This is a genomic window from Anabaena sp. AL93 (assembly GCF_001672085.1).
GTDB classification, from domain to species: domain Bacteria; phylum Cyanobacteriota; class Cyanobacteriia; order Cyanobacteriales; family Nostocaceae; genus Dolichospermum; species Dolichospermum heterosporum.
In genome coordinates this window covers 61,754-84,851 of sequence record NZ_LJOU01000003.1, presented here as the reverse complement: position 1 = coordinate 84,851, position 23,098 = coordinate 61,754, and the positions used below count along the sequence as shown (strand labels likewise).

The 23,098-nt window shown below is 39.1% G+C and carries 27 protein-coding genes, 2 tRNA genes and 2 pseudogenes; 15 read left to right on the top strand and 16 right to left on the bottom strand.

The features are described from left to right. The first annotated feature begins 267 nt into the window (after positions 1 to 267). From ffh to AN486_RS01665, 9 genes and pseudogenes are all read left to right on the top strand, one after another. Positions 268 to 1,716, top strand: a complete 1,449-nt coding sequence (ffh, locus tag AN486_RS01705; protein ID WP_053540858.1) for a signal recognition particle protein — start codon at positions 268 to 270, stop codon at positions 1,714 to 1,716. A 172-nt stretch (positions 1,717 to 1,888) separates the two neighbouring features. After that, positions 1,889 to 2,662 carry a Uma2 family endonuclease gene (locus AN486_RS01700; protein ID WP_290598887.1) on the top strand — a complete coding sequence of 258 codons (774 nt, stop codon included), beginning with the start codon at positions 1,889 to 1,891 and terminating at the stop codon, positions 2,660 to 2,662. 467 nt (positions 2,663 to 3,129) lie between these two features. Then, positions 3,130 to 3,390, top strand: a complete 261-nt coding sequence (rpsP, locus tag AN486_RS01695; RefSeq protein WP_027403099.1) for a 30S ribosomal protein S16 — start codon at positions 3,130 to 3,132, stop codon at positions 3,388 to 3,390. A 7-nt stretch (positions 3,391 to 3,397) separates the two neighbouring features. Then, entirely contained in the window at positions 3,398 to 3,784 is a 387-nt protein-coding gene (locus AN486_RS01690; RefSeq protein WP_053541388.1) for a KH domain-containing protein, read from the top strand. 332 nt (positions 3,785 to 4,116) lie between these two features. Then, positions 4,117 to 5,070 (top strand): PhoH family protein, encoded by a 954-nt coding sequence (locus AN486_RS01685; protein ID WP_053540860.1) that lies wholly within the window; start codon positions 4,117 to 4,119, stop codon positions 5,068 to 5,070. A gap of 97 nt (positions 5,071 to 5,167) precedes the next feature. After that, positions 5,168 to 5,578, top strand: a pseudogene (locus AN486_RS01680) (ChuX/HutX family heme-like substrate-binding protein); the annotation flags it as partial. A gap of 248 nt (positions 5,579 to 5,826) precedes the next feature. Then, a complete protein-coding gene (locus AN486_RS01675; protein WP_290598884.1) occupies positions 5,827 to 6,603 on the top strand; it encodes a DUF6816 family protein in 777 nt (258 codons plus the stop codon). A gap of 497 nt (positions 6,604 to 7,100) precedes the next feature. Further along, positions 7,101 to 7,183 (top strand) — tRNA-Tyr (locus AN486_RS01670). Positions 7,184 to 7,262: 79 nt separating this feature from the next. After that, positions 7,263 to 7,334, top strand: a tRNA-Thr gene (locus tag AN486_RS01665). Between the two features lie 108 nt (positions 7,335 to 7,442). Here AN486_RS01665 and AN486_RS01660 read toward each other — a convergent pair. The 7 genes from AN486_RS01660 to AN486_RS01630 all read right to left on the bottom strand — a co-directional run bounded on the left by AN486_RS01660 (position 7,443) and on the right by AN486_RS01630 (position 11,973). Then, positions 7,443 to 8,045, bottom strand: a complete 603-nt coding sequence (locus tag AN486_RS01660) for a Uma2 family endonuclease (RefSeq protein WP_053540863.1) — start codon at positions 8,043 to 8,045, stop codon at positions 7,443 to 7,445. A 33-nt stretch (positions 8,046 to 8,078) separates the two neighbouring features. After that, positions 8,079 to 8,894 (bottom strand): hypothetical protein, encoded by an 816-nt coding sequence (locus AN486_RS01655; protein ID WP_234413250.1) that lies wholly within the window; start codon positions 8,892 to 8,894, stop codon positions 8,079 to 8,081. 12 nt (positions 8,895 to 8,906) lie between these two features. Further along, positions 8,907 to 10,037: a tetratricopeptide repeat protein gene (locus AN486_RS01650; protein WP_053540864.1), complete on the bottom strand. Its 1,131-nt coding sequence runs from the start codon at positions 10,035 to 10,037 to the stop codon at positions 8,907 to 8,909. After that, positions 10,034 to 10,714 carry a molecular chaperone DnaJ gene (locus AN486_RS01645; protein ID WP_053541389.1) on the bottom strand — a complete coding sequence of 227 codons (681 nt, stop codon included), beginning with the start codon at positions 10,712 to 10,714 and terminating at the stop codon, positions 10,034 to 10,036. Before AN486_RS01645 ends, AN486_RS01650 begins: the two co-directional genes overlap by 4 nt. A gap of 321 nt (positions 10,715 to 11,035) precedes the next feature. After that, positions 11,036 to 11,230: a hypothetical protein gene (locus tag AN486_RS01640; RefSeq protein ID WP_053540865.1), complete on the bottom strand. Its 195-nt coding sequence runs from the start codon at positions 11,228 to 11,230 to the stop codon at positions 11,036 to 11,038. After that, positions 11,217 to 11,702, bottom strand: a complete 486-nt coding sequence (locus AN486_RS01635; RefSeq protein ID WP_053540866.1) for a hypothetical protein — start codon at positions 11,700 to 11,702, stop codon at positions 11,217 to 11,219. Before AN486_RS01635 ends, AN486_RS01640 begins: the two co-directional genes overlap by 14 nt. Positions 11,703 to 11,760: 58 nt before the next feature. Further along, the gene (locus AN486_RS01630; RefSeq protein ID WP_053540867.1) at positions 11,761 to 11,973 is read right to left on the bottom strand and encodes a hypothetical protein; all 213 of its coding nucleotides are present in this window, start codon (positions 11,971 to 11,973) and stop codon (positions 11,761 to 11,763) included. 96 nt (positions 11,974 to 12,069) lie between these two features. Between AN486_RS01630 and AN486_RS01625 the strand changes: the two genes are divergently transcribed. From AN486_RS01625 to AN486_RS01600, 6 genes and pseudogenes are all read left to right on the top strand, one after another. After that, positions 12,070 to 13,038 carry a lipase family protein gene (locus AN486_RS01625; protein WP_053540868.1) on the top strand — a complete coding sequence of 323 codons (969 nt, stop codon included), beginning with the start codon at positions 12,070 to 12,072 and terminating at the stop codon, positions 13,036 to 13,038. Positions 13,039 to 13,059: 21 nt separating this feature from the next. After that, positions 13,060 to 13,188 (top strand): annotated as a pseudogene (locus tag AN486_RS01620) (type II toxin-antitoxin system HicA family toxin); the annotation flags it as partial. Between the two features lie 319 nt (positions 13,189 to 13,507). Continuing rightward, complete coding sequence (locus AN486_RS01615; protein ID WP_367142410.1) at positions 13,508 to 13,780, top strand: hypothetical protein; 273 nt, start codon at positions 13,508 to 13,510, stop codon at positions 13,778 to 13,780. Between the two features lie 6 nt (positions 13,781 to 13,786). Next, positions 13,787 to 13,993: a hypothetical protein gene (locus AN486_RS01610; RefSeq protein ID WP_290598877.1), complete on the top strand. Its 207-nt coding sequence runs from the start codon at positions 13,787 to 13,789 to the stop codon at positions 13,991 to 13,993. Between the two features lie 67 nt (positions 13,994 to 14,060). Further along, positions 14,061 to 14,372, top strand: a complete 312-nt coding sequence (locus AN486_RS01605) for a DUF433 domain-containing protein (protein WP_027403085.1) — start codon at positions 14,061 to 14,063, stop codon at positions 14,370 to 14,372. Further along, a complete protein-coding gene (locus tag AN486_RS01600) occupies positions 14,373 to 14,687 on the top strand; it encodes a hypothetical protein (protein ID WP_290598874.1) in 315 nt (104 codons plus the stop codon). A gap of 527 nt (positions 14,688 to 15,214) precedes the next feature. On the opposite strand, the gene AN486_RS01595 is transcribed toward AN486_RS01600, so the two are convergent. The 9 genes from AN486_RS01595 to AN486_RS01555 all read right to left on the bottom strand — a co-directional run bounded on the left by AN486_RS01595 (position 15,215) and on the right by AN486_RS01555 (position 22,987). Further along, on the bottom strand, positions 15,215 to 16,162 hold the full coding sequence (locus tag AN486_RS01595; protein WP_053540871.1) for a F0F1 ATP synthase subunit gamma: 948 nt from the start codon (positions 16,160 to 16,162) through the stop codon (positions 15,215 to 15,217). Positions 16,163 to 16,265: 103 nt separating this feature from the next. Beyond that, positions 16,266 to 17,786 carry a F0F1 ATP synthase subunit alpha gene (gene atpA, locus AN486_RS01590; RefSeq protein WP_039200455.1) on the bottom strand — a complete coding sequence of 507 codons (1,521 nt, stop codon included), beginning with the start codon at positions 17,784 to 17,786 and terminating at the stop codon, positions 16,266 to 16,268. 85 nt (positions 17,787 to 17,871) lie between these two features. Next, positions 17,872 to 18,426 carry an ATP synthase F1 subunit delta gene (gene atpH / locus AN486_RS01585; protein WP_053540872.1) on the bottom strand — a complete coding sequence of 185 codons (555 nt, stop codon included), beginning with the start codon at positions 18,424 to 18,426 and terminating at the stop codon, positions 17,872 to 17,874. Then, entirely contained in the window at positions 18,423 to 18,989 is a 567-nt protein-coding gene (locus tag AN486_RS01580; protein ID WP_053540873.1) for a F0F1 ATP synthase subunit B, read from the bottom strand. The genes atpH and AN486_RS01580 overlap by 4 nt, the downstream gene beginning before the upstream one ends. A gap of 153 nt (positions 18,990 to 19,142) precedes the next feature. Beyond that, positions 19,143 to 19,574 carry a F0F1 ATP synthase subunit B' gene (locus AN486_RS01575; protein ID WP_168635867.1) on the bottom strand — a complete coding sequence of 144 codons (432 nt, stop codon included), beginning with the start codon at positions 19,572 to 19,574 and terminating at the stop codon, positions 19,143 to 19,145. Positions 19,575 to 19,949: 375 nt separating this feature from the next. Further along, complete coding sequence (gene atpE / locus AN486_RS01570) at positions 19,950 to 20,195, bottom strand: ATP synthase F0 subunit C (protein WP_013192016.1); 246 nt, start codon at positions 20,193 to 20,195, stop codon at positions 19,950 to 19,952. 146 nt (positions 20,196 to 20,341) lie between these two features. After that, the gene (atpB, locus tag AN486_RS01565; RefSeq protein ID WP_027403078.1) at positions 20,342 to 21,097 is read right to left on the bottom strand and encodes a F0F1 ATP synthase subunit A; all 756 of its coding nucleotides are present in this window, start codon (positions 21,095 to 21,097) and stop codon (positions 20,342 to 20,344) included. A gap of 97 nt (positions 21,098 to 21,194) precedes the next feature. Next, entirely contained in the window at positions 21,195 to 21,680 is a 486-nt protein-coding gene (locus tag AN486_RS01560; protein WP_172891155.1) for an ATP synthase subunit I, read from the bottom strand. 125 nt (positions 21,681 to 21,805) lie between these two features. Continuing rightward, on the bottom strand, positions 21,806 to 22,987 hold the full coding sequence (locus AN486_RS01555) for a bifunctional 2-polyprenyl-6-hydroxyphenol methylase/3-demethylubiquinol 3-O-methyltransferase UbiG (RefSeq protein WP_168635868.1): 1,182 nt from the start codon (positions 22,985 to 22,987) through the stop codon (positions 21,806 to 21,808). Positions 22,988 to 23,098: the final 111 nt, after the last annotated feature.

Below are 23,098 nucleotides of genomic sequence, written 5' to 3'. Positions count from 1 at the left end.
AAATTGAACAACCCATAAAATGGGAAATTATTCGTTTTTTGTCAAACTTACCTATAAATCATCGTTAACTCTCATTTCTCCGTGTCCTCTGTGTTCTCTGTGGTATGGCTAACGCCACGCTCCGCGAACGTTTGTCCATGACTGAGGACACCTTCAAAATTACGGTTTACCAGATCAATCAGTTGCTAGAGTCAGATAAGCTGGTAAAGAAGAGAGTTAAAAACTTACCAAATATTCCCAACAGACGAACTACGTTGTAACTGAAATATGTTTGATGCACTATCTGACCGTTTAGAATCCGCCTGGAAAAAACTGCGAGGACAGGATAAAATCTCCCAATCCAATATACAAGACGCTTTACGGGAAGTGCGTCGGGCTTTGTTGGAAGCAGATGTTAATCTCCAGGTAGTCAAAGATTTTATTAGCGAAGTTGAAACCAAGGCACAAGGGGCTGAAGTTATCGCTGGTGTACGTCCTGACCAACAATTCATCAAAATTGTTCATGATGAATTAGTGCAGGTGATGGGGGAAGAAAATGTTCCCCTGGCAGAAGTTACAGGTAAAACCACCGTTGTCTTAATGGCTGGTTTACAAGGTACAGGTAAAACCACAGCCACCGCTAAATTAGCCTTGCATTTACGAAAACAAGATCGTAGTTGTTTATTAGTGGCTACAGATATATATCGTCCCGCAGCTATTGACCAGTTAATTACTCTTGGTAAGCAAATTGATGTCCCAGTATTTGAACTGGGAATTGAAGCAGACCCCGTAGAAATAGCCCGTCAAGGTGTGGAACGTGCCAGAACCGAAGGCATAAATACAGTAATTATTGATACTGCCGGACGCTTACAAATTGACGAAGATATGATGGCGGAATTAGCCCGCATCAAAGAAATAGTCCAGCCCGATGAAACCCTGTTAGTTGTGGATGCAATGACCGGGCAAGAGGCGGCAAATCTCACGCGCACCTTCCATGATAAAATCGGTATTACTGGGGCAATCCTGACCAAAATGGATGGGGATAGCCGAGGTGGCGCGGCGTTATCTGTGCGGCAAATTTCCGGTGCGCCGATTAAATTTGTGGGTGTAGGGGAAAAAGTCGAGGCTCTACAACCGTTTTATCCTGACCGGATGGCTTCGCGGATTTTGGGCATGGGGGATGTTCTCACCTTAGTTGAAAAAGCCCAAGAAGAGATAGATTTGGCAGATGCGGAGCAAATGCAGGAGAAAATCCTGTCAGCGAAATTTGATTTTACTGACTTTCTCAAGCAAATGCGGTTGTTGAAAAACATGGGTTCTTTGGGCGGAATTATGAAGATGATTCCGGGCATGAACAAGCTTTCTGATGACCAGTTAAAGCATGGAGAAACCCAGCTAAAACGCTGTGAAGCCATGATTAATTCCATGACGGGTAAAGAACGCCGTGACCCAGATTTATTATCGAGTTCTCCCAGTCGTCGCCGCCGCATAGCTTCTGGTTCTGGGTACAGAGAAGCGGATGTAAGCAAACTGGTAGCGGACTTCCAAAAAATGCGATCGCTCATGCAGCAAATGGGACAAGGTGGTATACCAGGAATGCCAGGAATGTTTGGTGGTGGTAATCCCTTAGCCGCAGGTGGTAATCGCCCCTCAGCCGGCTGGCGTGGCTACCCCGGTGGCGCACCACCAGCGAAGAAAAAGAAAGAGAAAAAGAAAAAAGGTTTTGGGACTCTTTAGAATTTAAGCACAAAATCCCGAATTTCTCCCATAAATTCGGGATTTGCCAAATGCAATAATTATGGTGTTTGTTCAGGGTCTATCGCAAATCACTATAATTGTTAATATATTCATCAGTGCCACTGCTTGTGTTCAAAACTTTATTTACCTTTGGTAAAATGGAGATTCAGATATGGTACAGCAACTTATACCACCAGAAATCAAACCAGAAATCAAACCAGAAATCATCTACCCTGATAGTGATGGCAACCCTATGTCTGATAATACTAAACAATATGAATGGATTGTTAAAATTAAGGAAAATTTAGAAATATTATTCGCCCCAAACAATGATGTATTTATAGCTGGTGATTTACTTTGGTATCCTGTAGAAGGAAGTGTAAAAACCCGACAAGCACCTGATGTCATGGTAGTGTTTGGAAGACCCAAAGGTGATAGAGGTTCTTATAAACAATGGCAAGAAAATAATATTCCTCCCCAAGTGGTATTTGAAATCCTATCTCCGGGAAATAGCACCAAAGAAATGGCCAAAAAAATCCTCTTTTATCAGCGTTATGGGGTAGAAGAGTATTATATATACAATCCAGACACAATTGAATTAACAGGATTTATTCTTGAACAAGAATGTTTAGAGGCAATTGAGGATATTAATAATTGGGTCAGCCCGCGTTTAGACATACGTTTTAAACTCACAGCAGATAACTTAGAAATTTATTATCCTCATGGCGCTAAGTTTCTCACATCTGTGGAATTAAATCAACGTGTCGAACAAGAACAACAACGTGTCGAACAAGAACAACAACGTGCCGACCAGGAACAACAACGTGCTGACCAAGAAAAACAACGTGCTGAACAAGAAAAACAACGTGCTGAACAAGAATACAAAAATTATCAAGACCTATTAGCAAAATTAGCAGCTAAAGGTATTGATATCAATAATCTGTGACATACTCCACACACTCCCTTTCAGGTGAGTGTGGGCAACGAGCGCGACTCTTCTATGAAGACATTAACTGAGCTTTAGGACCGTCTAAAAAGGTGTTTTTGTTTACCATTGATGTTAGTGACAGAATTCCTGTGATTTTAGGTCAAGTTCGCTCTTGGTCTGTGCGGAAATAAGCACGTAGTCTATGCTCTGATCAATAACTTATCAAAATTGTTTATAATGAGTTAGTGCAGGTAATGGAGGAAAGATTGAGGTACTACAACTGTTTTATCCCGAAACGACGGGAACAGGGAATGAAGAGAATATCTTTCCAACTGACAACTAAACTAATAGCCATTCACGGCTAGAAAGTGCTAAAATTAGCATTTCAGTGTTGGAAGTTGTGAAGGCGGGTATAATATCCCCATCACTTCCCTATCAATCAGTTACAAACTCACTCACTAGGAACAGGAGAAACAGTTCTCAACATGATCAAATTGCGTTTAAAAAGATTTGGCAAAAAGCGCGAAGCAAGTTACCGGATTGTTGCTATTAACAATCTTGCCCGTCGTGACGGTCGCCCCCTAGAAGAACTAGGATTTTATAACCCCAGAACTGATGAAGTAAAATTAGATATTCCTGGTATTGTTAAGCGACTGCAACAAGGCGCTCAACCTACCGATACAGTTCGTCGTATCCTCGTAAAAGCTAACGTTTTTGAACAGGTCAGTGCAACAGCCGCATCATAGTCTTGAGATTAAATCCCTAACAACCAATCCCAATTATGTGGGGCTGGTGAAGTTTCTTGTGCAACCGTTTTTAGAATCTCCAGAATCTTTAAGCGTTGATTGTGAAATGTCTCAAACCCTCAAGCGGGCTTGGGTTCGCATTGCTTTTAACAGCATAGATAAAGAAAAAGTGTTTGGTCGGGGGGGACGAAATATCCAGGCAATTCGCACTGTAATTTCCGCAGCAGCAGAACTAGCTGGGCAATCAGTATACCTGGATATTTACGGCGGCAGTTCCCACAGTCGAGATAGTATGTCTTTTGATGAAGACCAGGAAGAGCGGATACTACCACCCAAGTCGAAAGAAAGAGAGAGCAATATTCCCAAACCTGTTGTTAAACCACGTTTACGCTAGATCATAACTGGTCAGTTTAAATGGTTGATTACAGATTATTTTCTGGGAAAGATGGAGAAAGGGGACAACAAAATTGTCAAGTCTTGGCGAATATTTCCGTGTTCACTGCGGATTTACCAGCCAAGAATTAACAAATGTTGTCAGCCTATTTTCCAATATGGGAGGAGTCAGGAGAAAGAAAGGAAGAATAGTATAGAACCTGATAAATTGTTCGAGTTTTAGTTTTATTTAATAAGCCTTAATTGACAGAAAATTATAGAATTTTCAATTTACATTTAATAGGAAAATATTAATTTTGTTAAAAACCACCTTTTACCCAATTCAGCAATAATATGGCAGATGATTCCATAATTCAACTGCCTAGTATGTCCAGTGCGATCGCTCTAGCTGGTTATGGTGAGGCAAATATCAAGTTTTTATCACAACAAACAGGGGCTAACTTAGTCCTCCGGGGGCAAGAATTATTAATTTCGGGAACACCCAAACAGGTAGAATTAGCAAAGCGATTAGTGCGATCGCTCGAAAATTTGTGGAGTAAAGGTAATAATATCTCTAGTGCCGATATTCTCACAGCCCGTCAAGCCCTCGATACAAATACAGAAGACCAACTCCAAGACCTACAACGGGATATCCTCGCCAAAACTCGCCGGGGTTTTGAAATTCGCGCCAAAACCTTTCACCAACGCCAATATATAGACGCACTTCGTAGACGTGATTTAACCTTTTGTATTGGTCCTGCGGGAACAGGGAAAACCTATCTCGCTGTAGTTATGGCAGTCCAAGCCCTACTCAGTAATCAATTTGAACGGCTGATTTTAACCCGTCCCGCAGTCGAAGCAGGAGAAAAACTCGGCTTTTTACCAGGAGACCTACAGCAAAAAGTCAACCCCTATTTACGTCCTCTTTATGATGCCATTAATGAATTCATAGACCCCGAAAAAGTCCCCAACCTAATCGAACGGGAAATCATCGAAGTCGCACCACTAGCTTATATGCGAGGACGGACATTAAATAACGCCTTTATCATCGTTGACGAAGCCCAGAATACCACACCGGCGCAAATGAAAATGGTTTTAACCCGATTGGGTTTTAACTCCCGCATGGTAATCACAGGTGACATCACCCAAACCGATTTACCACCCCATCAAAAATCAGGTTTAGATGTAGCCTTACAGATTCTCAGAAATGTGGAAGGAATCGCCATTTGCGAATTTTCTCAAAAAGACGTTGTTCGTCATCCCTTAGTGCAGCGGATTGTTGCTGCTTATGAAAAATACGAAACGTAGGGGCGCAGGGTCTGCGCCCTCTTGCCTTCTGGATTGTATTAGATCCAAAAAAACGCTATAAATCTGAAATTGAACACTAACAACTAAAAAATCAACACCTATGAGTACAACATTGAAAGAATTTTTAGAAGCTTGTGAAACCTTGGGAACTTTGCGCTTAATTGTCACCAGCAGCGCCGCTGTTTTAGAAGCTAGAGGAAAAATAGAAAAGCTATTTTACGCCGAATTACCAAAAGGTAAATATGCGAATATGCACACCGAAGGCTTTGAATTTCATTTGAATATGGATATGATTCAACAAGTGAAATTTGAAACAGGTGAAGCCAAAAGAGGAAATTTTACAACCTATGCGATTCGGTTTTTAGATGCAGAAGAAAAACCTGCATTAAGCCTCTTTTTACAATGGGGTAAACCCGGAGAATACGAACCAGGACAAGTAGAAGCTTGGCAACTTTTAAAGGAAAAATATGGAGAAATTTGGCAACCTTTAGCCCTAGAAGCCTTGTAAATTCATAAGATTCAGATCCCCGACTTCTCAAAGAAGTCGGGGATCTTTAGAGGGTGTTTGAAAAGTTATGGTTGATGTATCAAATATTTTTTACCCCTCCCTAAACCTCCCCTTGTAAAGGGGAGGGAACTGGATTTTTATTGTTTCCCCCCTTTCCCCTTGTAAAGGGGGGTAGCAATGTGATGAAAATTACGGAATACCACTTTTAAAACATCCTTTTAAATAAATTTAACTTTTAATTGTTGAATATGTTGATGAAAATAATTGTTAGTTTTTGCTTAATGCTTTTATTATTGTTAGGAAATAACGAAGCACAAGCTGGAGAATTAGCAGAACATTTAGCCAAATTCCCCCAATGGGAAAAATTAACATCAGTCAAACCAGCCAAAGGAGATTTAGTTTACCCTGACTGGATAGCTGGGACTTGGAAAGTTACCAGCACATTAGTAGATTTAGCCGCACCTTTAGCACCGGATATAGTGACACCAGGCTTTGAAGGTAATCGCAGTCAATTAAATCAACCAATTAGTTTTTTAGTTAAATTCATCAAAGTTAAACCAACTAATTCTGGGTTTAAAATTTTTGGTAACTTCCAAAAGCAAGCATCAATATTAGTAGCTGACAGAGAATTTAATAGTTTAAATTTATCCAGAGCTTATTTAGGCGATGAGGCTGTATTATCATCCAAAGTAGATCCTCAATCTCCCAATCGGCAAATTACATTTTTGCGGGGTGAACGGCAATTAATTTCCATTATCAGCGATCGCGCCACCGAAACAACAGCAGATAATCAATTCATCACCACAGAAGTTTTCCAACAATTATTTAAAGGCAGTTCTCGTCCATATTTGAATACTGTAGAGTCAACCACAGCCTATCAAAAACTCTCCACACCATCTCCAGCCATTACCGCAGATCAAGTAACCGCCGTCTACCTTTCACCCCAAGATCCCGATTATTTTGCCGCAGGTTCTCGACCAGTGGCATTATATCGGTATCGCCTAGAATTTGTCCCCGCAAGCTGAACCTGGTAAATGGTACGAACTAATGGTGTCAACTTAGGCTACAGATGGCTTATTTGTTGGCTTCCACACCCACCCAAAAATGAATTTCCGGGCTAATAAGTAAAGTTTACTAAAGTAAACTGGGGATTTTTAGTCATCAACAGACAACTTTTGCTATTAGACTGGGAATATGGCTAACGCCACGCTACGCTATCATTCCCAGGCGGGCTATCGGTTTTACGTTAAGTTGACACCAATGGGTACGAACTAAGGGACTTCCAAATAAAAAAATACTCAACCACCTAACGCAAAAATCTCTCAAACCCTTATTCCTCTGTGTCCTCTGCGCCTCTGTGGTTCGTTAATCAGGATAATTTATTTCTTGGAAGTCCCTAATGGCGTAAACTTCTGAAACTAGCTGGGAGTAAAGGATTTAGACGTTATCAAAAAATATTTTCTCTAACCCCTTGCTAAATCCAGAGAGTGCTGCTATTATAGTTAAGCAGTGGGAAACAAACGGGTCGATGTCCGAGTGGTTAATGGAGACGGACTGTAAATCCGTTGGTTTACGCCTACGCTGGTTCAAATCCAGCTCGGCCCATATCCTACAAAGATTAAGAATTATAAATGCTGTACCATAAGTGTACAGCATTATAAGCCTTAATTTTGTTTCGGCTTTCGCCCGTGTGGCTCAGTGGTAGAGCACACCCTTGGTAAGGGTGAGGTCACGAGTTCAATCCTCGTCACGGGCTTTTTAAAATGACGAAAATTATCAATTTTGTTTTATAAACCAACTCCTTAAGCAACACGAAAACATGGAGTCTGTTGGGTTTAATCTTTTTTCTATCCAACCTACGATTCTATGGCATTATGTCATCTAATTTAAGTTTCAAATCTGGAAATAGAGGAGAAACTATACTATCTCCTAAACGATATTTTTCTTGTTGATAGACACCATTAATTAATTGACCAATTGTTAATGTAGGTTGTTTAGGATTACCAATAAATTGGATTCCACCTAATGCCCGAAAGTCTACAATCCAATATTCTGGTATTTCTAAAAAAGCATATTCTTCTATTTTTCTGGCATAATCATCTTGCCAATTTGTACTCACAACTTCAGCAACTAATTTAATAGTATTTCCATGACAAATTATTGGTTCTTTTTGCCAAAGTGGTTCTTGATTAAGTTTTGCTTTGTCTAAGACAATTACATCTGGACGAAGTGCTGTAGCTTCAGCAGCGAAGGGTTTAATTAAGCAATTTTTAGGAATCAACCAGTTTAATTTATTATGAATAATCTCTGTATAAATTCTCCCGGCAATATTTCCAGCAACTTCTTCATGGGGTCCTGTTGGTTCCATATCTCTGAGTTCTCCGTCAATTAGTTCATAGCGGGTATTGTCCCCATATTCAATTAAAAATTGCTCAAAGGTGAGTGGTTTTACTGGGGTATAGGTCATAATTTTAGATTGTCTTGTGATGTTGGGTTTATTTTAACTAACTTTTGACTCATCTGCCTGTGATTCATCTCTAATATTAAAGTAGTGAAAAAGATTAGCAACTGTTAAATCTGATGCTAGTTGTAAATTAGATGTAACTAAGGTTCTATATCCAGAATTTGCGGCTTGTTGACTGACATAATTTTCATATTCCCGGCGTAATTCTGGCGCAAACATAAATAATAATTGATCACGTAAAGAATAAAAATGAGATTTTTCGGCGATGTTTTCGTAGCTTATTTGTTCTGGTGGTATTTCTAGATTAATTATAGTTTGGGTAGCTTCTGGATTTAAATTACTGTTGAAATCAGCACTATTTAAAAGTTTTAATTCTGCTGGAGGTAGAGATTTTACCCAATCTACATGATTTTGCCATGATTCGATGATCACTAAATCATGATTATGAATGCGGGTAAGTTCAGGAAAGAGAAAATCAAGTTCGTCGTGTGATTCACATTGATTAATTACAGTATGGGCATCTTCACATATTTTAGTTTGGAGTTGCGATAGGCGATCGCTTACTGCGGAAACTTCATTTTGGACTTGATAAGTGGTAATAATAGCTTGTTCAATAGCCCAAGAACATTCTAATCGGCGCAGTTGTCCAGGCGCACAGGTTTCTGCTAATAAATGGGGATTAGTATAATCTGCTAAAGCCTCAAATAACATACCTCTAGCAGCGTCAATTTCTGCATTTCTGCGGCTAATATCTTGTAATTGCATAGCAGAACATAAACGGTTTATAGCTTGAACAAATAAACCATAGGCTCTAATTAAAACCGCACAAGCAATATAAAAAAAATCATACAAACCAAAACTTAGTTAAGATATTACGGATTCTCTATCCTTATTTAAAAGCCTTTTACGATTATTAATAGACAACTCAAAGTTAGATTCAATTTCTAAAGCTTTGTCATAGCTATTGAGTGCTTCTTCAAAATGCCCCAACTTCTCTAGTATATAACCTCTGTTATTCCAAATCATTGGATTATCAGTTGTAAATAGTAAAGCTTGATCATAACAATCAATTGCATCTTCATACAGTTCTATTTCAATTAGTATTTGTCCTTTGTTATACCATGATATTCCATGATCTGGCTTAATTTCTAATGCTTTATCATAGGAGCTAAGTGCTTCTTCATGACGACCTAAAGCATATAATTTATTTCCACACGCAAACCAAAGAATATATTCATTAGGTCTGAAGTTAAGAGCTTTTTCATAATTAAAAAGTGCTTCTTCATGACGATCTAATTCATCTAATATTACACCTCGCATTTGCCAAGCACAAGCAACAAATTCATGTTTTTCATTAGGCTGAATTTCTAATATTTTACCATAGCTTGTAAGTGCCTCTTCATATCTACCCAGATCATTTAGCTGATTTCCGCGAATTAGCCATACCTCACAGGAATCAGGGTTGATTTCTAAAGCTTTGTCATAACTTTTGATAGCATCCTCATAATGACCTATTTCTGCTAAATCAGCACCTTTTAACCACCAAGATTCGGCATCGTTTGGGTTAATTTTTAAAACTTGTTCATAACTATAAATTGCTTCTTCATAGCGATTTAAATTACTACCTAGAATTTTTGCTTTATTTTTCCAAACCATATCGTTATTTGGCTGAATTTCCAATGCTTTATCATAAGGAAGAAGAGCTTCTTCGTAGCGTTTTAACATACCAAAAACACTACCTCGATTATTCCAAGCTAAAGAGTAATTTGGATTTAGTTCTAATGCTTTCTCATAACAAATAAGTGCTTCTTCATAAGCCCCATTCCTAAATAAATCATTACCTTTTAACCTCCAATCATCAGGAGTAATTGTTTCTTGCTCAATTGACTTAGCTAAATCTAATCCTCTTTTTAATAATTCAGATGAATATCTAGTGAGCTTTTGATTACTAGATACAATCTTGTTTTGGTTATTTTGTTGATGATCGTTGGTCATTTATATAATCCTAATTGAGTTTTTAATTCATCTAACTTATGTTGGGCAATCAAAATCTGTTCATCTAACTGATTAGCCATTTCTGATAATAAATTGCGTCCTGACTTTTCAGCCATGTTAACAGATGATTTCAACTGATATAATTCAGTTTTCTCTAATAAATCAATTTCCATGAAAATTGTATTTAAACGTTGTTTACCTTGAGCAATTTTACGAATTGTACGAACCAATTCAGCCGCAACTCCCTCACCTCTGATAGATTCAGGACTATTTTCCCAAGATTGTAAAATTTCTCTGATTTTTTCCTCATCTCCATTTTCATAAGCTTGATTCACTTGAGCCATTAATTCTTGTCGGCGTAACCGTTCCTTTTCATCTGTTGCTAAGTCTGGGTGAATACATTTCGCCACATCTCGATACAATTGTTTAAGACTTTGAGACTGTTTAAAAGCCTTTACTGCTTCTAAAGATGCCATATATTCGGCAATTTGATCCTCAATGCGATCCAGTTCAGTATAACGGATACCAATCACTCGAAAATATTCTCGTTCAAAGGCGTGTAACTCAGCTTGGAGGGTAGTTAAATCTAACTCACGCTGTGCTAATTCTGTTTCGAGTCCAGTTAACTCCGTCTTCTTCTTTTCTAGTTCCTCTTCTTCGGGGGCAAGTGTACGCATTATCCGACCTTCTATTTCCATATATTTACCCTAAAGAGCTATAGATTAGAGATATTATACCTTCAGTTCGAGTAATTTCTAAAAGTGCTGCTTTCAGTTCTGGAGTAATGGCAATAGTTAGGGTATCTTGCATATTTTATCAGCGAGCTACATAGTTAATTATACAATATATCTGGCTACCATATCTATTTTGCACAAATAAAGTCAAAAATTTACTTCTTTAACCAACATAAAAACATTAACCGACAGGCAACGCACCCTAGAAATGGCTTGTATTTCTTCAGCCGATAAATCTCTTTCTAAACCTATTTATTTTTTCCCCTAGATATTTTCTTGATGTTTCTTAATATCGGCTAGTATTTCATCCATTGTTACATTATCTAACCATTGATGACGTTCTTCTGTATAGTCTCCACTACCATTATCAAATTGACGAATAAATCTGATAGCGTCAACATATCCTAAAGCATCTACAAGAGCTTTAAATCCTTTTCTATATAGTTCAATTGGGGTCATTTTCTCCTCCTTGTACAATATTATTAGTAGCTTCTGCCAACCAGATCATTGGATTAGCAACTATTATATTTATATTATCCTTATAGCTTAATGATTTTGACAATAGACGACTATCAGTGGTCAAGAAAATATCAGCGTTATTTTCAGCACAAGCCAGATGAAAAGCATCAAATTTTTTAATGTTAAAGGTTGTTAATTCTATTGCTCGTCGAGTAATTTCTTCTGTGACTAAAATCTTATCATGAGCTATTGTTAAGACTTTCTGTACTTGTTCTCTCCTGTTTATATCTGGAGTTCTGGCGATTTCTAATTCTAAAGCTGTGCTACTGACTAATTGCCATTTTCCAGATAGACAATGATTGATAATTTCTAAAATTGCTTCAGTTTCTAGCCTAATTCGCCATTGAGTTTGGTCGTCAAAAGGACGATTAAGGCAACAAACATCTAAATATATTCTATATTGTTTATTCATATTTTTAGAACATAGTGTTACAAATGTTATTATTAATTATTAGTATCTATAACTAGCTTCATGAAATTATCTCAAAAATTTCCTCATCTGTGTAAACTGTTTCATTCTTTTGCATCAAGTCAGAACGCAATGCACGGAATTTGTGGGTAAAGATGTAGTCCTCAATAGCTTTACCGACTAAACTATCAGCAGATATACCTTCAGTTTGAGTAATTTCTAAAAGTGCTGCTTTCAGTTCTGGAGTAATAGTAATGGTTAGGGTATCTTGCATATTTTATCAGCGAACTACATAGTTGATTATACAATAGATTGAGCTACCATATCTATTTTGCACAAATAAAATCAAACATTTACTTCTTTAACCAACATGAAAACATCCACCGACAGACAACGCACCCTAGAAATGGCTTGTATTTCTCAACTCGCTTACGTCGCCTATAAACAAGGAAATGATATAGTTAGCGATATCCTAAAAACAGGTACTCCATCCTTTTTACAACCATATCAAACCATAGAATTTATCTCAGCACCACGTCCTTTAAGTGATACCGATGAATTAGTTTGTTGTGGTTTACTCCTATCCACAGAAAATGATATTGTCATTGCTATTAGAGGTACAGAAAGATTAGATGATTACTTCTTTAACTTACTAGCATTCCCCAATTCAGAAGCAATTCACTCCGGTTTTAATCTTTATGTTAAAAGTTTTTGGCAACAATTACAAGACTTTATCCAAAGAGAAGAAAACGCCAACAAAAATATTTTCGTAACTGGACATAGTTTAGGCGGTGCTGCGGCTACATTAATTACTAAACGAATTAGTGAAAGCGAATTAAAACCAATTGCACCTTATACATTAGAAACCTATACATTTGGCGCACCACCAGTTAGTACAATCGAATTAATTCTGGATACTCCCATCTATAGATTTAGAAATATGGGTGATTTCATTCCTGATTTACCGAAAATCATCACTGTTTTATTAAATAAAATCCCAGGAATCAAACAAGTAATTATTAATTGGAAACCAGAACTATTAAAAACACTGGCTGATTATTCTCATGTGGGTAATGAATATTGTCTTAATAAAAAATATGAACTGATTGAACAAACCGAAGCTAACTTACCTAATCTTAAATTGATTTTGCAAATTTCCAGTTTATTAGCTTCACAATTAAAATCACCATCTCAAGCAGATGTTAATAAATTTCGGTTGTTAATAAACACCTTAATTAAAACATCATTAGAAGAACATCACGCCATTAAATATATAGAAAGAATCAATTTTGGGAAACTTCCATCTTATATTTCTAATTTGCATGATGATGAGGAGTAAAATAGAAATTATAAAAGATGAGGAAGTCACCGACAGTTTAAACATCCTGATAAACTTGGTACAGTTACAGTTTCTGGTAAACCTAATATTGATGTACCCATTGGTATGCTAAAAAGTATTTGGAGACAAGCACAATTGGAGGAAGAATAATGCGTTATCCAGTAGTAATTGAAAAAGGAACTACTGTTTCTTAATGTCTCTTAATATCCGCTAGTATTTCGTCCATTGTTACCTGATCTAACCATTAATGACGTTCTTCTGTATAGTGCGATCGCTGATCTTGTAGGGTGAGTTAATGAAATGTAACGCACCATCCCTATCCCACCATACGTTTTTTGCCGTGGTTGATAACTTTTCACGCTAACCTATAAATAAACATACCATCCCTAACGAAAATGGCACAACTAACAATTCAAGTACCGGACGAACTAGCAAACCGCTTACAACCATATTACATCGTCTTCCAGAATTGCTTTTACAACTGTTAGAAACACATACACCAGAAACATTAACCTTAAATACTTCTAGCGATACTGCTAACACTTATACTGAGGTTTTAGACTTTTTAATTAAACAACCAACACTGGAACAAATAGCTAAATTTAAAGTTTCAACCCAAGCACAAACACGGTTAGAAGACTTATTAGAAAAAAACCGTATGGGGACAATTTCCAAAGCAGAAAATAGCGAATTAGATATTTATGAACAGCTAGATCAATTAATGATGTTACTTAAAGCATAATTAAAAATGACAAATAATTCCATTTCTTTTAGTCTACGTCAATTAGTCATTGAACGCGCTCAAGGACGTTGTGAATATTGTTTAATTCTAAAAAATGCCGAAATTATTGGTATTACTGATATTGGTCAAGCTACATCACGGTTATTGATGTTTAATACTTCAAGCAGAATGCGATCGCGTAAATCATTAATTGATCAAAATTTGTACCCATGACTGGCTGACTATAACTAGAAATTTTGTCATACTATAAACATATAGCAACCTAGCTAGATAAAATAATATGTTAACCCTCAATTACCCACATATCGTTAAAAACGATCATCAGTCAGCAAGATTACAGCGTTTACCGAGAATTAGAGTAGCGCAAATTGTCATGGATTATCTGGCTTATGGTTGGTCAGTAGAGGAAATGTGCCGTCAACATCCTTATTTAACATATAGTGAAGCTCATGCTACTATGGGTTATTACTTCGACCACCAAGAAGAGATTGACCAAGAAATTAAACAAGAATGGGAACAAGTACAAGAAAGTATTAAGGAATCAGTACCATCCCCTTTTTACAGCAGAATGAAAGCGAAAGGACTGTTGTAAATGCCTATTGCTTTATATATGGATGTTCATGTACCTCAAGCTATTACATTACAATTGTGCCGTCGTGGTGTAGATGTATTAACTGCCTTTGATGATGAAACCCAAGAACTTCCTGATGATAAATTATTAGAAAGACTAAAACGAGTCCTTTTTACTCAAGATATCCGTTTTCGCGTATTAGCTGAAACTCTGCAAATAGAAGGAAAACAATTTTCAGGATTAATTTTTGGACATCAATTAGGTGGCACAATTGGTCAATTTGTTAAAGATTTAGAATTTATTGCTCAGGCTTCTGAAATTGACGAATGTAGTTGAATATGTTCCTTTCAAATAATCTAATATGAAGAAAAATATCATGAATTATCACATCATCATTAACTTTACCAATAAAAATAGAGTATAAATTGAAGTTCAATAATAATAATTATAAGGAAGAACGCCGAAAACCCTTGAAAATGTGGGTGACTCAGGAAGCCACATTTGGGCTTTAGACAAGGGATGAAGGCTAGAGGCAGGATAAATCCTGCATTGATTTTAATCCATATTCGTGATACAACTATATTGTCACTAAAGACATAAAAAGCTACCGAGGGACTCTCGGAAAGTTACGCTTGTCAGTTCGGCTTCGCTCACCGCAAGCAGATATGATTTCGCCCGCCAGGGCCAACGAAATCAGGGCAAGAACCCAAATATTTAAGGCAGTGCCTGAAACTGGGATAACTGAGGGATATAGACTGAAACTCTCTATAGAATCTCCGCGTCTTTAGACCGGAGAGTGTCAATAATAATTGATGATTGGCCATAGTTTATTTTACAACTACCTCCAATCACCAATCACCAAATTAAGTAAGCGCTTCCGCACCACCGACAACTTCCAGAAGTTCCTGGGTAATTGCGGCTTGACGAGCTTTGTTGTAAGACAAAGATAGACTTTTAATCAACTCACCGGCGTTTTCGCTGGCGTTACTCATTGCTGTCATCCGTGCGGCTAGTTCACTAGCTGCTGATTCTTGTAATGCTCTTAATAGCTGATTGCTCAGATATAATGGCAACAGAGAATCCAGAATTTGCACTGGATCTTGTTCAAAAATCATGTCACTAGGTAAAGCCGTCACTGTACTAGCTACCTTTTCCCGTTCCACTTGGAATTGACCACCACGAGTAGTTAAACGGAAAACTTCATCATCCGCTGCTTCTAAACCTTGGGTATCCAAAGGTAGAAGGGTTTGGATGACGGGACGGGAACTAACTAAGGAGACAAATTTTGTATAAACTAGCTCAATCCGGTCTACTTTTTCCGAAAGGAAGAGAGAAAGTAGTTCATCAGCAATATTTGTAGCTTCTGCGGCGGTAGGAATTTGTTCTAAACCGCTGTAGGTAGCATCAATAGGTTGATTCCGCCGTTGGAAGTATTGAGTAGCTTTGCGTCCAACCAATACATAAGTATAGTTTACGCCTTCAGCTTGGAGTTCCTTAGCACGATTTTCGGCACGACGGATCACGTTACCGTTGTAACCACCACATAAACCCCGATCGCCGGAAATTACCAACAAACCTACTGTTTTAACTTCGCGTTTTTTCAGTAGGGGTAGGTTAACATCTTCAAACCGCAGTCTGGTTTGCAAGCCAAATAATACTTGAGCTAAACGGTCTGCAAAGGGACGGGTGGCAATTACCTGTTCTTGAGCGCGACGGACACGCGCCGCAGCTACCAGCCGCATGGCTTCGGTAATTTTTTTGGTGTTTTTGACCGACTGAATGCGATCGCGTATTGATTTGAGATTAGCCATAATTTTTAGGTCATTGGTAATTGGTAATTGGTAATTGGTAATTGGTAATTGGGTAAAAGTTATTGCTATTACCTATTACCCACTACCTATTACCTGTTACCTGTTACGCTGCTGCTTGGAAGGTCTTTTTGAACTCAGTGAGAGCGGCTTTCAAAGCTACTTCTTCTGTATCACCAAGGGCTTTGCTACCTTGTACGCCTTGGTAATAGGCAGTGTTAACATTTTTCAGATAATCACGTAAACCCTTAGCAAAGGTAGTTACTTTATTAACTGCAATGTCATCTAAATAACCGTTAATACCAGCGTAAAGAACTGCTACTTGTTCAGCTACGGAGAGAGGATCGTTTTGGGGCTGTTTTAAGAGTTCCCGTAAACGCACACCACGCGCCAACTGATCTTGGGTGGCTTTGTCTAAATCAGAAGCGAATTGAGCGAAAGCTTGTAAGTCGTCAAATTGCGCCAATTCTAGTTTAATCTTACCGGCAACTTTCTTCATTGCCTTGGTTTGAGCCGCAGAACCTACACGGGATACAGAGATACCGGGGTTTACAGCGGGACGGATACCAGAGTTAAACAAGTCAGAAGACAAGAAAATCTGACCGTCGGTAATAGAAATTACGTTGGTAGGAATGTATGCAGATACGTCACCAGCTTGGGTTTCAATGATAGGTAATGCAGTCATGCTACCTTTACCTAATTCATCGCTGAGTTTAGCAGCACGTTCCAACAAGCGAGAGTGAATGTAGAATACGTCTCCAGGATACGCTTCCCGACCGGGTGGACGACGGAGGAGCAAGGACATTTGGCGATAAGCCTGGGCTTGCTTAGAAAGGTCATCATAGATGATTAAGGTCGCTTTGCCTTTGTACATGAAATACTCGGCAATACTAGCACCTGTGTAGGGAGCGAGGAATTGCAGGGTAGCTGGGTCACTGGCGTTAGCTGCGACAACTACTGTATAGTCCATCGCGCCTTTTTCTTGTAAGGTTTGGACTACGTTAGCAACGGTGGAAGCTTTTTGACCGATAGCTACGTAAACGCAAACGACATCTTCACCTTTTTGGTTAATGATGGTGTCAATAGCGATCGCAGTTTTACCAGTTTGACGGTCACCAATAATTAATTCCCGTTGACCACGACCTACAGGAATCATGGAGTCAATAGCGGTAATCCCTGTTTGCATCGGTTCATGTACAGACCGACGGGCAATAATCCCAGGGGCTGGGGATTCAATTAACCGAGTTTCGGTAGTCTTAGGATCACCTTTACCATCAATAGGACGACCCAAAGCATCAACAACTCGACCAATGAGAGCGTCACCTACGCCTACTTGGGCAATTCTACCAGTAGCGGTTACAGAGCTACCTTCTTGAATACTCCGACCTTCGCCCATCAGTACCGCACCAACGTTATCTTCTTCTAAGTTTTGGGCGATACCAATTGTACCATCTTCAAATTCCAGGAGTTCCCCAGCCATAGCTTTTTCCAAGCCATAAATCCGGGCAATACCGTCACCAACTTGTAGCACTGTACCAACGTTAGCAACTTTAACCTCTTGGTCATATTGCTCGATTTGTTGTTGGATGATGCTGCTGATTTCGTCAGGTCTAATGGAAATGCTCATTTGTCAGTTGTTAGTTGTCAGTTGTCATTTGTCATTTGTCAGTTGTCATTTGTTTTTATTGACTACTGACATTTATCAGAACTTCCTAGTTACTGCTTAAACGCAAAGAGAGACGACGTAGTTGACCACGCAAACTAGCGTCAATTACTTGAGAACCAACTTTGATAATTACACCACCAATTAAATCGCTGTCTATTTTGGTGGCTAATTCCACTTGACGAGCTTTGGTCAGAGTAATTACCTTTTCTGTAATTGCTTGCTGTTGGGTTTCTGTGAGGGGAACCGCAGAAGTAATTTCAGCCAATACAGTTTGATTTAGCTGGCGTAATAACGCCAAATACTGCTGTAAAATCGGTTCTAAAAAAGCAATCCGTCTTCTGTCAACTAACAGCAGTAAAAAGTTACGGAGGCAGGGGTTTACACCTTCGCCAAGTAATTGTCTGAGGACATTTTTCTTGTTTTCTGGCTTCACAAAGGGATTGCTCAAAAAGCCTGTGAGTTCTTGACTCCCTGTTAATAAGCTCAAGAAAGTCCGTGCATCTCCCCCAACTTCTTCTGTTAAGTTTTGAGATTGAGCAATGGATAACAATGCCTGTGCATAAGGCTGAGATATTTCAGCGGTAGCTGCATCACTTTTCATATCTCGCCTCCCAGTTGTGCGATGCTACGATCAATTAAAATTTGTTGAGCATCTGCGCTAATACCACCCTTGAGTTGTCCTTCTACTTTTTGTAGTGCTTGCTGCACTACTTTTTGTCGAAGTTGGGAGATAGCTTTCTCTAGTTCTGCATTCAAATCAGATGCTGCGGTTTCTTTTAACCGGGCTACATCTAAATTTGCTTTAGCTAAAATAGCCTCTTTAGCAGCCTGAGCATTTTGTTCAGCTACTTGAGTGATTCTCTGTGCCTCTTGCTGTGCTTGGGTTAACTGTCCTTGGGCTTTAGCCAAAGAAGTTTGTGCTTCCCGCAAGCGTCCTTCTGCATCTTGAATAACGCTTTCAATACCGGAGCGTCTTTCAGTCAAGATATTAGTTAAAACTTTGCGTCCAAAGTAGAATAGTATGCCAATCAGAATTACTAAGTTAATTAGATTGGTTTCCAGGATGTCTAGGTTTAGACCAAAACCGCCTTCTGCTGCGCCTTCTGCCATTTCAGAGTGAACAGCTTCTGCGGCAAGTAATAAAATATTGCCCATGTTACCCATCTACAAGTGCGCTGCTCGCTTGGTAATTCGTTAATTTTTCCCGACAGGGAAAAAAGTGCCAATTTTTTGGACACTTAAATTTCGCCACATTTTTGGGCATACACCCTAATGTGTTTATGCTTTCGTAGCACCAATTTGGTCATATAGTCGGAACTACTTCGCCAAAGCTGGTCCTAATAGTTTTTCTAGAATCTGGTTGCTGAGGGCATCAACTTGTCCTTCTAGGGTAGCCATAGCTGCTTGCTTTTGCTGCTCTATTTCCTGAGCAGCTTGTTCGCGTTGGGCTTGGGCTTCCTGTTGGGCTTCGGCTATTTTTTGTGCCGTAATTTTCTTAGCTTCATTCTGGGCAGCTTCTATAGTCAATTGAGACTGCTTACGCGCAGATGACAGTTGCTGCTCATACTCTTTTGCTAAGGTTTCAGCTTTAGCCAAGCGCTCACGAGCATCAAGGTTATTGGTACGGACATAGTTATCACGGTCATCCAATACCTTAGTCATAGGCTTGTAGAAAATTGCATTCAACAAAGCTGCCAACAACAGGAATTGCAATGCCATCAATGGCAAGGTAGCATCGAAATCAAACATTTCTCTCCTCTTTGGCTGGAATACTAATTTTCTTGGCTAGTGAGATGATCTAGCCTTTGATAATTTTACGAATCCCGTTCTGACTAATGATCAATAAGTTGCTAGTTTGTAGAGGCGTGTAGATGTCAAGCTTTTCGCTGTCTGTCACCGGGAATTTTAGATTTTAGATTTTAGATTTTAGATTCAAAAAATTTGGTATAAACCCCGTCCTTCAAGACGGAAAAATACTCGCTGCGCTGCGTACGCTTCGCTAACGTCAATCCCAAATCTTCAATCTCTACACTTGTTTGGTGGAGTCAATCCAAAATCGTCAATCCAAAATCCAAAATCTAGTGACATCTTTCACGTCTCTACACTAACAAAACTTTTTCGGTCTTAGGCAAAAGGGTTAGCGAATAGCAATACCAAGGCAATTACCAAACCGTAAATTGTCAAGGATTCCATGAAGGCTAAGGTTAAAAGTAGTGTGCCGCGAATTTTGCCTTCTGCTTCGGGCTGACGGGCAATACCTTCTACTGCTTGACCTGCTGCATTACCTTGACCAATACCAGGTCCAATTGCAGCTAAACCGATAGCGAGAGCAGCAGCTAGAACTGAGGCAGCTTGTACTAATGGATCCATGACGATTTTCCTTGCTTTAACTACAAAAATTACAAATGTACGTAACAACTAGATGTGTGTTTTTACACTGCACTAGGTTTTTTAAATCGCTGTGGCGATGTTTTGAGCAAGTTTGCTCGTCTAAACTGGGCTATCAACTGAGGGCGTTAATGCTCCTCATGTCCTTCTTCGCCGTGTCCCTCTAAAGCCTCATGAATATACGCTCCGGCTAGGGTCGCAAATACTAGGGCTTGAATGGCACTAGTAAACAAACCCAAAGCCATTACTGGCAAAGGCACAAAGAGAGGCACGAGCAATACCAATACCGCCACTACCAATTCATCCGCCAATATATTTCCAAATAAACGGAAGCTTAGGGAGAGGGGCTTGGTAAAATCTTCGAGAATGGCAATTGGCAATAGAATCGGTGTTGGCTCGATATATTTTTTAAAGTAGCCTAAACCTCGTTTGCTAAATCCAGCGTAAAAATACGCCAAGGAGGTTAGCAATGCCAATGCGACTGTTGTATTTATGTCGTTGGTAGGTGCTGCTAGTTCACCAGAAGGCAAGTGGATTAGCTTCCAGGGAATTAATGCTCCTGACCAATTTGATACGAAGATAAACAAGAATAGCGTACCAATAAATGGTACCCAGGGGCGATACTCTTTCTCTCCGAGTTGGTTTTTAGCTAGATCCCGAATAAATTCTAGGGCATATTCCATCAAATTTTGGATGCCACGAGGAATTTTTTGGACGTTTCTGGTGGCAGCTAGTGATGCTATTACTAGGATAGCAATCACAAACCATGAGGTGAGAAATACTTGCCCATGTATTTTGAGACTGCCCAGTTGCCACAAGAAGTGATGACCTACTTCTAATTCGGCGAGGGGAAAAGCGTTAAAAGCGTTTAATACACTAAGCATGGGCGTTCTTCAAGGGTTTTCCCCAAAAATCGAGGATTGGAGGATTGTCTGTAGTCTGTAGAGGTTTATGTTTAGCACTGCTAGACCCCTACACCCTTTAAGCTTCAGGAATGAATGCAGTTTGCACCATATAGATGAGGAGGGTAGCTTTGTAGGTGAGAAATCCCAAGAATATAGGCAGAATATGTAGCTGATGCCATTGACTCGCCAATATAATCGGTATCATGATCAGAGCAAAACGATTTTTACTCAAACTTTGTTTTTCACCACCAAGTCTCTCGACATCGTTAGCCAGCATTTTTAAGTAAACCACACCTGTACACGCCCCAATCAAATAATTTAGGGCTATGTTTAAGGAATAAAAAATCCACACAGAGATAAAAATAATCCCCGTCAACACAAGTGTGATTACTAACAACTTCTGATAGAGTTGATAGAACTCTTGCATGGAAGAGCTTACTGGTTCTGTTTGAGCAAAACCAGATTTCTCATCTTGTTGTGTTGTCTGAGTCGGTGCAATTGATTCTTCTGACAAGCTCACGAGACTTGAAACCAGTACAGCTAATATGAGATGACTGCACATTCAGTCAGTTGAATCATATCACGATCCGGTAACACTACTTTAGAAAAAAACAATTAACTTATTTTTTGTCAGTTGTTATTGGTCAGTTGTCAGTGGCAAGATAATCGCCTAGTTACTGATTTTTTTCATGAAGCGGGGGTTAGTAAGAGTAGTTGTTGTTTGAGGAGGTTTCTTACTCCGTCTAAGTCTAGCTTGACTTGGGCTAAAATTTCAGCCACTGTGGCATTATTACCACATTTTTGCATAAACTCAAATTCGGCTGTTGATAAATTAACAATTTGGTAATCATAGTTAAATAAACATTGACTGGGAAACCCATCTATGCAAGGGTTAAGTTCGGGGATTGCAGTTAATAAAGTCTTATCTGCTGACCAGTCGGTTTTGGGTAGGGGGGGACGACTGAGGAAAAATTCGTAATGTGCTACTTCAGGATTCAGTAATTCTATCAACCGATAACGTTGACGTTCTGTGAGTTCGGCGGCTCTTTCAATTAGTTCTGGTGCTTTTTCTAGAAGCTTTTCTAGTTGCCAAAATCCGGGATTGGAAAAACCTACAAAGTCTAATTCGGAAGCATCTATGAATTTAAACAATGTATCAATATTGTAGTCTGTTTCCTGGGGATGGACGTACATATCAGCAAAGCATTCATCCCGCTGGTTTTCCATTGACCATCTTTCTTTTTCACGCTTGACAATGCGGTTATTTTCTGGTAGAGAAGCAAAGATTTTTCTTCCGACTTGAACGCCATCACGATAGTCACCGCGTTTGTTACCTTGAAGAAGAGCGATCGCTTTTTGCATGAGTTGTATTTCCCATCTTCCCAATTCTCCATACACAAAAATGTGCATTAATCCACCGGGGGCGAGTTTTTTCGCTAATGCTTCAATACCCCGAATGGGATCTGGTAAATGATGAAGCACACCAACGCAATTAATTAATTCAAATTCTCCTGGTATCTTATCCACATCATAAATACTCAGATGATGAAATTCTACACGGTCAGCGCCGGAACTTTGGCAGCGTTTTTTTGCTACTTCCAATGTACCAGCACTTAAATCTATTCCCACTACCTGCGCTTGTGGGTTGAGATGTACTAAATATTCTGTGCCGACTCCTGAACCACAACCAGCATCTAAGATGCGGATATCTTGCTTTTGTGGTTTTCTACCTGTGCAGAAGTTGTAAGCAGCTAACCAATTCCAACGCCAATTGTAACCTGGTGGTGGTTCGTCGAGGATGGGTTCGGGAGGGAATGGATAGGTATCGTAGAGTTTCGCAACAGCAGCACTTACTTGGGAGTCAGACATGATTAGGAATAACGCAGCATTTCTGAGTTTACCGGATAGGGGGTGATGAGAGTAAAAAAGTTTTACAGCTTACATATAGCTAGTTGACATACCAAGTATTAATGTATAATG

Excerpts from the sequence above, each read along its gene's own strand:
- ffh (WP_053540858.1), top strand. The coding sequence starts at position 268 with ATGTTTGATGCACTATCTGACCGTTTAGAATCCGCCTGGAAAAAACTG.
- AN486_RS01700 (WP_290598887.1), top strand. The coding sequence starts at position 1,889 with ATGGTACAGCAACTTATACCACCAGAAATCAAACCAGAAATCAAACCA.
- rpsP (WP_027403099.1), top strand. The coding sequence starts at position 3,130 with ATGATCAAATTGCGTTTAAAAAGATTTGGCAAAAAGCGCGAAGCAAGT.
- AN486_RS01685 (WP_053540860.1), top strand. The coding sequence starts at position 4,117 with ATGGCAGATGATTCCATAATTCAACTGCCTAGTATGTCCAGTGCGATC.
- AN486_RS01675 (WP_290598884.1), top strand. The coding sequence starts at position 5,827 with ATGTTGATGAAAATAATTGTTAGTTTTTGCTTAATGCTTTTATTATTG.
- AN486_RS01660 (WP_053540863.1), bottom strand. The coding sequence starts at position 8,045 with ATGACCTATACCCCAGTAAAACCACTCACCTTTGAGCAATTTTTAATT.
- AN486_RS01650 (WP_053540864.1), bottom strand. The coding sequence starts at position 10,037 with ATGACCAACGATCATCAACAAAATAACCAAAACAAGATTGTATCTAGT.
- AN486_RS01645 (WP_053541389.1), bottom strand. The coding sequence starts at position 10,714 with ATGCGTACACTTGCCCCCGAAGAAGAGGAACTAGAAAAGAAGAAGACG.
- AN486_RS01640 (WP_053540865.1), bottom strand. The coding sequence starts at position 11,230 with ATGACCCCAATTGAACTATATAGAAAAGGATTTAAAGCTCTTGTAGAT.
- AN486_RS01635 (WP_053540866.1), bottom strand. The coding sequence starts at position 11,702 with ATGAATAAACAATATAGAATATATTTAGATGTTTGTTGCCTTAATCGT.
- AN486_RS01630 (WP_053540867.1), bottom strand. The coding sequence starts at position 11,973 with ATGCAAGATACCCTAACCATTACTATTACTCCAGAACTGAAAGCAGCA.
- AN486_RS01625 (WP_053540868.1), top strand. The coding sequence starts at position 12,070 with ATGAAAACATCCACCGACAGACAACGCACCCTAGAAATGGCTTGTATT.
- AN486_RS01610 (WP_290598877.1), top strand. The coding sequence starts at position 13,787 with ATGACAAATAATTCCATTTCTTTTAGTCTACGTCAATTAGTCATTGAA.
- AN486_RS01605 (WP_027403085.1), top strand. The coding sequence starts at position 14,061 with ATGTTAACCCTCAATTACCCACATATCGTTAAAAACGATCATCAGTCA.
- AN486_RS01600 (WP_290598874.1), top strand. The coding sequence starts at position 14,373 with ATGCCTATTGCTTTATATATGGATGTTCATGTACCTCAAGCTATTACA.
- AN486_RS01595 (WP_053540871.1), bottom strand. The coding sequence starts at position 16,162 with ATGGCTAATCTCAAATCAATACGCGATCGCATTCAGTCGGTCAAAAAC.
- atpA (WP_039200455.1), bottom strand. The coding sequence starts at position 17,786 with ATGAGCATTTCCATTAGACCTGACGAAATCAGCAGCATCATCCAACAA.
- atpH (WP_053540872.1), bottom strand. The coding sequence starts at position 18,426 with ATGAAAAGTGATGCAGCTACCGCTGAAATATCTCAGCCTTATGCACAG.
- AN486_RS01580 (WP_053540873.1), bottom strand. The coding sequence starts at position 18,989 with ATGGGTAACATGGGCAATATTTTATTACTTGCCGCAGAAGCTGTTCAC.
- AN486_RS01575 (WP_168635867.1), bottom strand. The coding sequence starts at position 19,574 with ATGTTTGATTTCGATGCTACCTTGCCATTGATGGCATTGCAATTCCTG.
- atpE (WP_013192016.1), bottom strand. The coding sequence starts at position 20,195 with ATGGATCCATTAGTACAAGCTGCCTCAGTTCTAGCTGCTGCTCTCGCT.
- atpB (WP_027403078.1), bottom strand. The coding sequence starts at position 21,097 with ATGCTTAGTGTATTAAACGCTTTTAACGCTTTTCCCCTCGCCGAATTA.
- AN486_RS01560 (WP_172891155.1), bottom strand. The coding sequence starts at position 21,680 with ATGTGCAGTCATCTCATATTAGCTGTACTGGTTTCAAGTCTCGTGAGC.
- AN486_RS01555 (WP_168635868.1), bottom strand. The coding sequence starts at position 22,987 with ATGTCTGACTCCCAAGTAAGTGCTGCTGTTGCGAAACTCTACGATACC.